The sequence below is a fragment of the Nodosilinea sp. LEGE 07088 genome (genome assembly GCF_015207395.1).
Taxonomy (GTDB): Bacteria; Cyanobacteriota; Cyanobacteriia; order Phormidesmidales; family Phormidesmidaceae; genus Nodosilinea.
Genome location: NZ_JADEWX010000193.1, coordinates 1 through 9,933, shown reverse-complemented (window position 1 = coordinate 9,933; position 9,933 = coordinate 1). Strand labels below are relative to the sequence as shown.

10 protein-coding genes and 1 pseudogene are annotated in these 9,933 nt (G+C 55.0%); 8 read left to right on the top strand and 3 right to left on the bottom strand.

The genetic code is table 11. The features are described 5' to 3' along the window. The 6 genes and pseudogenes from IQ254_RS26600 to IQ254_RS33975 all read left to right on the top strand — a co-directional run. Positions 1–663 (top strand): annotated as a pseudogene (locus IQ254_RS26600) (hypothetical protein); the annotation flags it as partial. Between the two features lie 16 nt (positions 664–679). Next, on the top strand, positions 680–1,819 hold the full coding sequence (locus IQ254_RS26595; protein ID WP_193969175.1) for a glycosyltransferase family 4 protein: 1,140 nt from the start codon (positions 680–682) through the stop codon (positions 1,817–1,819). A gap of 3 nt (positions 1,820–1,822) precedes the next feature. Continuing rightward, positions 1,823–2,971, top strand: coding sequence for a glycosyltransferase (locus IQ254_RS26590; RefSeq protein ID WP_193969174.1), 1,149 nt, complete (start codon positions 1,823–1,825; stop codon positions 2,969–2,971). A 239-nt stretch (positions 2,972–3,210) separates the two neighbouring features. Next, positions 3,211–3,825: a hypothetical protein gene (locus IQ254_RS26585; RefSeq protein WP_193969173.1), complete on the top strand. Its 615-nt coding sequence runs from the start codon at positions 3,211–3,213 to the stop codon at positions 3,823–3,825. Positions 3,826–3,959: 134 nt separating this feature from the next. Further along, positions 3,960–4,874 (top strand): cyanoexosortase C, encoded by a 915-nt coding sequence (gene crtC / locus IQ254_RS26580; RefSeq protein ID WP_193969172.1) that lies wholly within the window; start codon positions 3,960–3,962, stop codon positions 4,872–4,874. A 104-nt stretch (positions 4,875–4,978) separates the two neighbouring features. Beyond that, positions 4,979–5,197 (top strand): PTPA-CTERM sorting domain-containing protein, encoded by a 219-nt coding sequence (locus IQ254_RS33975; RefSeq protein ID WP_369011365.1) that lies wholly within the window; start codon positions 4,979–4,981, stop codon positions 5,195–5,197. Between the two features lie 177 nt (positions 5,198–5,374). Here IQ254_RS33975 and IQ254_RS26570 read toward each other — a convergent pair whose 3' ends face one another. Beyond that, complete coding sequence (locus tag IQ254_RS26570; RefSeq protein ID WP_193969171.1) at positions 5,375–6,067, bottom strand: sugar transferase; 693 nt, start codon at positions 6,065–6,067, stop codon at positions 5,375–5,377. A gap of 914 nt (positions 6,068–6,981) precedes the next feature. Between IQ254_RS26570 and IQ254_RS26565 the strand changes: the two genes are divergently transcribed. After that, positions 6,982–7,545, top strand: coding sequence for a cysteine hydrolase family protein (locus IQ254_RS26565; RefSeq protein WP_193969170.1), 564 nt, complete (start codon positions 6,982–6,984; stop codon positions 7,543–7,545). 57 nt (positions 7,546–7,602) lie between these two features. Here the strand turns inward: IQ254_RS26565 and IQ254_RS26560 are convergent, their stop codons facing one another. Further along, on the bottom strand, positions 7,603–8,559 hold the full coding sequence (locus IQ254_RS26560; RefSeq protein ID WP_193969169.1) for an SDR family oxidoreductase: 957 nt from the start codon (positions 8,557–8,559) through the stop codon (positions 7,603–7,605). Positions 8,560–8,635: 76 nt separating this feature from the next. Then, complete coding sequence (locus IQ254_RS26555; protein WP_193969176.1) at positions 8,636–8,740, bottom strand: PetM family cytochrome b6-f complex subunit 7; 105 nt, start codon at positions 8,738–8,740, stop codon at positions 8,636–8,638. 135 nt (positions 8,741–8,875) lie between these two features. Between IQ254_RS26555 and pdxA the strand changes: the two genes are divergently transcribed. Further along, the coding region (gene pdxA, locus IQ254_RS26550; RefSeq protein WP_193969168.1) for a 4-hydroxythreonine-4-phosphate dehydrogenase PdxA at positions 8,876–9,933 on the top strand (1,058 nt) is incomplete at its 3' end.

Below are 9,933 nucleotides of genomic sequence, written 5' to 3'. Positions count from 1 at the left end.
GCCTGGGTGGGGTGGGCCGTAGCCCAATTTATGCTGATGGGGTCAATCAAACAAAATATTCAAATTCGTCTGATTTTAGTCGGGGTGGTACTGGTCTTAATGCTCGTGCCTCTGTCTACCATGCCCCCCTTTGACGATGCCATTGGCGATCGGGTGTCGAGCCTGTTTAACAATGTACAAAGCGACTCTAGCTACAAGGCGCGTACCGCCACCTACAACGAAAATTTAAGCATTGCCCTATCCTCCTATTTGGGCCGAGGCCTGGGCGGCACTCTGACCGTTAACGAGACCGGCTCGGCCGTTAAAGTCGCCCTCGACAGCGGCATTTTAGATCTGTTTTTTACCCTGGGTTGGGTTGGCACACTGCCCTATTTGGCCGGGCTGATCATGCTTTTTTTGCGCCAGTTTTTTACCTTTGAAAGTCGGTTTGATGTCTTTGTCGCGGCGACGCGCTCGATCACCGCTGCCAGTCTAGTGCAAATGCTATTTGGCAATACGGCCATCAGCATTGGCGGGTTAATTTTATGGGGTTTTTTGGGGGTCAACCTGGCCGCCCAGCGCTATTACGCCCACCAAAAACAGCAGCTGGTGCTGCCCTTGGCTGTAAATGACCAACCCCCAGCGTTGCACCTGGGCGCATCTGGCCCCCCACCGCTCTTGTAGTCAGCAGGTTTACTCGATGAAAACACTTCAAATTGGCATGGGTTGGTTCCCCGAGCAGGCCGGAGGACTCAACCGCGTTTACTACGACTGTGTGCGCTACCTGCCCAAAGCCGATATTCAAATTCGCGGGTTAGTGGCCGGTTCTGATCAGGTTAACCAAACTACCCAGGGGCAAATTCAGGCCTTTGCGCCCCTGGGTGACCCGTTAGTGAGCCGCTGGCAGCAGGCCCGACGAAACTTTAAGCAGCTCACCGCCCAGGAAGATTTTTCCCTGGTGGTCTCTCATTTTGGGCTGTATACGTTTCCGCTGCTCGACCAACTGCGCGAGTACCCGGTGGCCATGCACTTTCAAGGGCCCTGGGCTCTAGAGGGCCACGTTGAAGGAGGGGGGGCCTTGAGCACTCGGGCCAAGTGGCTGTTGGAGTGGACGACCTATCGCCAGGTGCGCCAGTTTATTGTGCTGTCTGAGGCCTTTCGGCAAGCGCTGCACCAGCACTACCATATTCCCTGCGATCGCATTCACATCGTGCCCCCTGGCGTCGATACCACTCGCTTTGACACCAGCGTCAGCGCCGCTGATGCCCGGGCCCGTTTGGGCTGGCCGAGCGATCGCCCCATTCTGTTAGCGGTGCGGCGGCTGGCGCGACGCATGGGCCTAGAAAACCTAATTGCCGCCATCCATCAGGTGCGCCAGCAGCACCCTGATGTGCTGCTGCTGATTGCCGGTAAAGGGGCACTCAAAGCCGAGCTAGAGCAGCAAATTCAAGAGTTAGACCTAGCCGACCATGTGCGCCTGCTGGGATTCGTATCTGACGACGATTTGGCCCTGGCCTATCGGGCCGCTACGCTGTCAGTGGTGCCCACCGTGGCCCTAGAGGGGTTTGGCCTGATTGTGATTGAATCGTTGGCCAATGGCACCCCAGTGATGGGCACTCCGGTCGACAGCATCCCCGAGATTTTAACCCCGTTCTGCCCCGACCTGGTGTTTGAGGGTACGCGCTCCGAGCAGTTGGCCCAGGGTATTGTCGAGGCCCTGTCGGGGCAACGCAAATTACCCGATGCTGCTGCCTGTCAGCAGTATGTAGACAATAACTACACCTGGCCCGTGATTGCCGAGCGGATCAAAACCGTCTATCAACTGGCAATGGATAGCTAACCGATGAAAATCCTATTCCTCGACCAAAGTGGCAAGCTGGGCGGGGCCGAACTGTCGCTGCTGGATGTGGCCAGTGCCTTTAGCCCCCACTGCCTGGTTGGCGTGTTTCAAGACGGACCGTTTCCGCAAGCGCTGGCCTCACGGCATATTCCTTACCAGGTGCTAGCCCAGTCGTCCATTGCGGTCAGTAAAGAGAGCCCCTGGGCCGACGGCGCCAAAAGTCTCGGTCAGTTGGCTCCCCTGGTGGCCACCATCGCCCGCCTTGGGCAAGACTTTGATCTGATCTATACCAACACCTCAAAAGCCCTTATTTTGGGTGCCTTAGCAAGCAGGCTGTGTGGCAAACCCCTGGTGCACCATCTACGCGACATTGTTTCGCCAGAGCATTTTAGCCGGGCTAACCGCACCCTTTTGGTGACCGCCGCCAACTGGTGTGCGGCCCACGTTATCGCCAACTCTGTCGCCACCCAGGCTGCCTTCATCGCGGCGGGAGGAGCGGCCCAAACCATAAGCGTAATCTACAACGGCTTTGCACCCGCAGCCTATCAAACCGCACCGGAGGCCAGGGCAGACCTGCGGGCGGAACTGGGCTGGCACGATAAGTTTATCGTGGGCCACTTTAGCCGTCTTGCCCCCTGGAAGGGACAGCATATCTTACTCGAAGCCCTGGCTCAATGCCCTGACCCTGTCGTGGCTCTACTGGTCGGCGATGCTTTGTTTGGCGAAGACGACTATGTCAAGGGACTCTATCGCCAGGTGCAACGGCTGGGACTAACCCACCGAGTCAAGTTTATGGGGTTTCGCTCTGACATTCCGCCGCTAATGCAGGCCTGCGATTTGATTACCCACACTTCGATTGCCCCCGAACCCTTTGGCCGCGTCATTGTCGAAGCGATGCTCTGCCAGCGGCCCATAGTTGCCGCCGCCGCCGGGGGGGCCGTTGAACTCGTCACCGATGGGGAAACCGGCTGGCTGTGCCCCCCCAACCAGGCCCAAACCCTGGGTGACTTGATTAACCACAGTTACCACCATCCTGAGCAAACCCAGGCGATCGCCCAGGCAGGCTATCACCATGCCCTAACCCACTTTACCCTCGACCAAACCCACCAAGCTCTGCGGCAGCTGCTCGGCGAATTTTCTACGAAGGGCTGACCCAAGCGCTAAACCGTCAGAATCTGCACCTTTCACCAGCCAATCTGATGCTCTAAGGGTTCATTTATAAAGTTTTGATGTTGTCTTGATATCCAAGCTTTAAGAAGATCGATAGCTATCCTGGTAATCCCCAAGAACCCCTGTAAAGAATCCCAGGTAAGCCCCAAAACTCCGGTTCCAGACCTTGAACAGTCTTACCGATGGGCACGTATAGAGTTACTATTTATCCCCTTTTTCCCATGGCCCCCTCTTCTTTACGCCGATCGTCATCATCACCCTCTTTTGAGGCTACCTCTGGGCAGTCCCTCTGCTTAATTGTGGGGTTAGCCTGCCTATTCGGATTCTCAGTCGATTTTTTGATCTTGGCCTTGCCCCCTAACCCCCTCGATATTCAGTGGCGGGTGAGTCTGCTCCAACAGGTGGGCGATCGCAGTGTTGTACTGCTGCTGGGTCTGTCATTAACCCTCTATGGCGTGTTAGCCAACCGCCGCCTGCGCAAGCAGGTTGCCCTGCTCTGCGTGGCTCTGGGGGTAATGTTTAGCCTGTCAGGCTTGTTTATGGTGCGCGATAGCCTCAAACTACAAGACCTAGCCGTCACCCGCATTGCCGCCCAGGAAGCCCAGGTGCGCGATCAGATTGCCACTGCCCAGGCTGACCCCCAGCAGGTATCGCCCGACCTCACGCCCGAGATTTTGCAACAGGCCTCCCAGATTCTCACCGATCAGGTTGACACAGCCAAGCGCAGCGCTAAAGCCAACGCGCTCAAGATCGGAGTCGGTAGCTTTGGCAATCTCCTGGTCACAGGCCTAGCTCTGATTGCCGTGGGTCGGTTTGGAACCCGCGCCCGTATGTAGCGCCTGTTGCCCAGCCATGGGCTTGATTGGGTTCTGCTAGCGCTCCACCCAGCCGACAAAGTTAAGCATGACAAATCACCCGCTCTAGCTTTTGCCTTTTGTCTCCTGCCGTATCTTCGCTGCGACATTTCACCATGGTCAAATTTATTCGCTGGCATCAGCTTCAGCCCGCTCTACAGTGGAGTTTGACCAGCCACCACGGGCGCGTTGTCGCCGTAGGTCTGATTTCGGGCCTGGTTTACTGGCATACCTACCTCAGTTTTTTTATCGCTGATATTTGGAAGGGGCAGTCGCAGGTTGTGCTGAATATGGGGTTCTTGTATCTAGGCTGTCAGATGCTCTGGGCCCACCGCAAAGACCTGTCCAGCATCACCGTGCTGGGAGACGATCGCATGATTGGCCACACCTTAATTTTGGCCGCAGCGCTCTGGCTGCCCTTTAGCCGCAGCTCAATTTCGCTCCAGGCCTTACTGTGGATGCTGATTTTAATTGGCATCGCCTGGAGTACATTTACCCCAGCGATATTTGGTCGCTTTCCCCTCGCCTGCCTGCTGATTTTGGCGGGCTTTTATCCCGACTGGATCTGGCTTTCCAGCGAGATGTTTCAGGCTATCATGGGGCCGTACCAGCTCGAAAATGCCATGGCCTGGGTTAGCAGCCACCTGCTGACGGCGATGGGGCAAACCGTCGAGGCCCAGGCCCGCTTTCTAAACTTACCGGCGGGGAGTGTCGAAGTGGCCCCGGGCTGCAGCGGCTACGATATGGCCTTTGTACTGGCTGGCGTCAGCCTGGTGTGGGGGCTATTTGATCAACAGCACTGGTCGCGCATCGCGCTAGTGAGCACGATGGGGGTGGCGATCGCCCTCATTCTCAACATTCCCCGCATTCTGCTGATGACCTTTGCCGCCGTGTACTGGGGCGAAGACGCGTTTAACTTTTGGCATGGGGCCTGGGGTGGTCAAATCTTTGCCGGGATCATGTTTACGGCCTACTACTACGGGGCCATGGCTGTTTTTAACCCATCACCCAACCAGGCGCTAGATCAATAGCCTTGCCATGTCGAGCATCGGCATGGCAAAGGCCAGCGACTCTGTCACATCACTGTTGATGACGCAGCCAAGTCCATCACGTTGGTGCCACGGCTAATAATCCCATCAATTTCATAGCAACCCTTAATTTTAATGGTCCTATTTCTGAAGTCACCCTCAGCAACTTCGGTGTCCGCTACCAAAGCATCACTGGCACCAGCTTAGGCACCAGTGGCACTGGTAAAGGCACTCCAATCCCTACCCCGGCCCTGTTACCAGGGCTAGTGGGTCTCGGCGTTGCTGCCTTGCGTAAACGCCGGAACGCTGATGAGGAAGTAGCCTAGGTACGATAGACTAGCCGCCAATTACCAACTGAGAATGTGACAAAGGGAGGTGTTTGAAACACCTCCCTTTGTCGTTTTTTATCAGCACCACAGCTTTACGCAAGTACAGGTTTGAAAATTCACGGTCTACTTAAGCTTTGAGCCCGATCAGATGCTCAGTTCTTGCTGCCTCTCAGACTAACAGGCCCCTCGGCTCAGCACCACGGCCTCAACGGTTCGCCAAATCAGCGTTAAATCGTAGCCCAAAGACCACTGCACCTGGTAGTCCACATCCATTTTGACGATCGCTTCAAAGTCTTTAATTGTCGATCGCCCCTCGGCCTGCCATCGGCCCGTTAGCCCCGGCTTGACGTTGAGCCGCTGCCAGTGGTGCCGTTCGTATCGGCGCACCTCGTCTATCGTCGGCGGTCGGGTGCCTACTAGGCTCATGTCCCCCTTCAGCACATTCCAAAACTGCGGGAACTCGTCTAGGCTGGTGCGCCGCAAAACCGAGCCGACTCGGGTAATGCGCGGATCCTGGGCGTTTTTGAAGATCAGCCCCTCGGCCTGGTTTTCGACTAGGGGTTTGAGATCGTCGGCGTTGGCTACCATCGAGCGAAACTTCCAAATGCGAAAGGGTCGCCCCCGATAGCCACAGCGCATCTGGCTATAGAACACTGGCCCGGGGTTGTCGAGTTGAATGGCGATCGCGATCGGTATCAACATAATCAGCGTCACGCTCAACCCAACTAGCGCCCCTAAAATATCGAGACATCGTTTAAATTTTGACGTTACAGACGGATGAATAGCTGCTCGCCAGAGGTTATCGGGTACAGCTATATCATTGTCTAGATCTAAAACCTGCAAAGCAGACAGTGAACTGTACAACATAGAGATAAAAAAGGTAATACTACACGTACAAAACAACGACCAAGGCTGGATAACCTCGTCCATCTCCTCCATGTAGATGCAGCGACCTGAACCTTCGGCAGCCCACATTGGGCTGGCTGAACGCCAGATAAAATAGAGTCTCAACTAGCCCTAGCCTCAGGGCATTAATACAGAACGCAATTGCAGCGGTAGATTGAAAAGACTGAACAGTGTACTTGACTAGTTCCCACTAGTGCTGTCAGCACTGTAATCAGCACCCATCCTAGGGTAGGAGTAGCAGCCGTTTCTAAAAAGTGGTAGATACGAATGATTCTGAGACAGTTAGACTATCGATAAAGTTGCTCAAAACCAATAAACTTTCCAGAAATAATTTTTTATGCTCCTATTATCCTTGCAGCGCGCGGTGCTGGTTTTAAGACCTGACCTGGGAAAATTTAGTTCCCTACTAACGTATCGCTTAGGTAGCTAGTACCTAGTCAAAAAAATGCTACCGGATAAATTCTTTACAGAGATGCTATGAGCCAAAGGTTCTGGCATTGCTTTACCCGCCAATAAATATTTGACTGACCACTAGCAATACTCCGGACAAAAAATTGCCCTCCATATTACCTGTAAGCCAGAGCCTACGTTGCCCAAAGTATTTAAGTCAATGTCAGCCTAAAAACTAACCTTGACTTAAATAGGCAATTGCTAGAGTGATTGCCCTGTAAGCCTTATAGGTCGTTGCTAAAACTGTCCGGACTGTTACACTAGTACTCCACGGCGCAAGTTTAGATACTATTCCTTAGGGCTAGGGAGCAGGGGAGCTAGGGAGCCAAGCGATCCGGAACGGTGGACATATTTCAGCCTTCGAGTGCTAGCAGCACCCAACAACGTCCTACAGCGGTTTGCCGACAGCATATCTGGAGGGGCCAGTGAACTCTTTACCTGCCGACGCAGTTCTTGTCATCGTGGATGTGCAGAAGGCTATCGACCACCCGAGTTGGGGACGGCGCAACAACCCACAGGCAGAGGCCAACATTGTTCGACTGCTGCAGGCCTGGCGTGAGACCCAGCGCCCAGTGGTTCATGTGCGCCACCTGTCTACTGAGCCAAACTCTACCTATCGCCCTGGGCAAGTTGGCTGTGATTTTAAGGACATGGTGCTCCCCGCTGCCAATGAATTGGTTGTCGATAAGCATGTGCAGTGCGCCTTTATCGGCACCGATTTGGCATCATGGCTCAAGCAGCGGGGCTACCAAACATTGGTCGTGACCGGCGTGGTTACCAATAACTCAGTGGAGGCCACAGTGAGAGTGGCGGGCAACTTGGGGTTTGACACCCATGTTGTTGACGACGCCACAGCTACTTTTGACAAGGTTGATCTAAAGCAAAAGGTGCATTTAGCCGAAGACGTACATGCGCTGGCTCTAGCCAATATGCATCGAGAGTATGCCACCGTCACAGATACAGAGACGCTGTTGCATAGTCTGGTTTAGGTAAAGCTGCGATCGCTGGGGTAAGTAGCGGTAGTTTTCACGGATCTAAGCTCGGTATTAGAACGGCAGCTTTTTCTTATTGGCTTTGTCGCTGTCGAAGTCGAGCTCCTTCAGCTTTTTCATAATGCGGCTGAAGTACTCTTGCATGTAGTCTTCGAGGGTGGTGATTTCGTTCTTAGGGATGCCAAACACCTCGTAGACCTCATCCATGGGAGCATCAAGGGGCTGGCTACCGGCAATGACCTCCACAAACGCAAGGCGATCGGCAAAGTTCCAGCCCCACTGGAAGAATTGCGCTACCTTGCGAATGGCCCGCAACAGCTCAAGGGATATGCGAGAAACCCTAGCTTCTTGACCACATTTTCGTTCACAGAGACGCATAATTTCGTAAGCGCCCCAGGCGCGAGTGCCGGCCAAGGGAAAGCTACGATTTTTAGTTTCAGGCAATACAAGCGCCTTCACTGCAAACCGGGCGATGTCTTGGGTATCCATATAGGCAATGGGGGCGGCTTCACCCATCACCCAGATGGGCTGTTTCTCAAGAATGGGAATGGCGTACTGACCAATGAGTCCTTGCAAGAAGCCACAGGGCTGAAGAATGGTGTAATCGAGGCCGGACTCGGCCAAAAACTTCTCAGTGCAGCGCTTGACATCCATCAAGGGCACGTGGGGAAACTTTTCAGCATTAAGAATGGAGAAAAAGATGAAGCGCTGGATACCAGCTTCGCGCAAAGCATTGATAAGGTTGACTTTCCCGTACCAATCGACCTCCATGACCGACTCAGAAGGGCGAGCCGTGGAGGAATCAATTACGGCATCAATGCCTTCCAGGGCCGGGGGTAAGCTCTCAGGCCTAGAAAGACTGCCCCGTACCAGCTCTACTCCCCACTCTCGCAAAAAAGCGGCTCGTTGAGCACTTCTGACCAGGCAACGAACCTCGTGTCCCTCATCCAAGGCACGACGGGCAATTTGCCTGCCAAGGGTGCCAGTAGCGCCAATAACCAATACTTTCATGAGGGAAATGATACAAAAGTTTAACTTCCTCTAAGAATATCAGATGGCTCCACCGGATACACCCCTACGGCAAAATCTACTCCTCGCCGCCCTGCACCCGTAGCATTAAAAACCCAATGCCCAGGCCCACGAGGGTAAGCGTGAAGATTGTGATTGCCGTATTAAAAATTTCGCCGCCCATAGGTTCTCCTTTCACAGCACTATAAGTAATGAGGCCGGTTGCCCAGCTCGCCAGGAATCCGCTGAACCCCTAGCCGCCCCCATTTTAGACCAGTTTGTATCACCCCCTGTGCCTATGTCTTCTGCTAATTTGTCTATGGCTGATTCTGTCTGTTTGCGCCCTCGGCTGGCGGTTACCCTGGGTGACCCAGCGGGGATTGGGCCTGAGGTCATGCTCAAGGCGCTAGGGATGAGGGATTGGGCGGCGATCGCAGATATCACTATTTTGGGCACGCGATCGCTGTTGGCCCATACCTTCATCGCGCTCCAGCAATCTGCCTACGCCGGGCCGCTCCCGCCTCTAGAATCCCTTTCCCTGGTGGACATACCGCTGCCGCTGCCCCTGGAGCCGGTCAGCTTGGGGAAACCCAGTGCCGCTACTGGGGCGGCCAGTTTCGTCTATCTCAAAACGGCGATCGAGGGAACTGTGGCAGGGCGATACGATGGCATCGTCACTGGGCCGATTGCCAAATCAGCCTGGAAAGCCGCTGGGCACCACTACCCCGGCCAGACCGAACTGTTGGCCGAGGGCGCCCAGACTGACCGCTTTGGCATGGCCTTTGTGGCCAAGTCCCCCCATACAGGCTGGTCATTGCGGGCTTTGTTGGCGACGACTCACATTCCCCTGAGCCAGGTGCCCGCCGCGCTGACCCCAGCGCTGCTGACCCAAAAGCTGGATCTACTCATCCAGAGTCTGAATCAAGACTTTGGCCTGGTCGCTCCCCGCATCGCCATAGCGGGACTCAACCCCCATAGCGGTGAAGGCGGACAGTTAGGCCGTGAAGAGGTAGACTGGCTGATTCCCTGGCTGAAAACCCAGCGTCAGCGCTATCCCCACCTGCAGATCGATGGCCCCATTCCCCCCGATACGATGTGGGTGCGGCCCGGTCAGGCCTGGTTTGGCACCGATGGCAGGGCGATAGAGACAGCCCCCGACGCCTACCTGGCGCTTTACCACGATCAGGGGCTGATTCCGGTCAAGTTGATGGCTTTCGATCGAGCGGTGAATACCACGGTGGGCTTACCGTTTGTGCGCACATCGCCCGACCACGGTACGGCTTTTGACATCGCCGGTCGGGGAATTGCCGATGCCAGTAGCATGGTGGCGGCGATGGAGTTGGCGGTGGCGGTGGTGAGGATGAGGGGGAGAGGGGG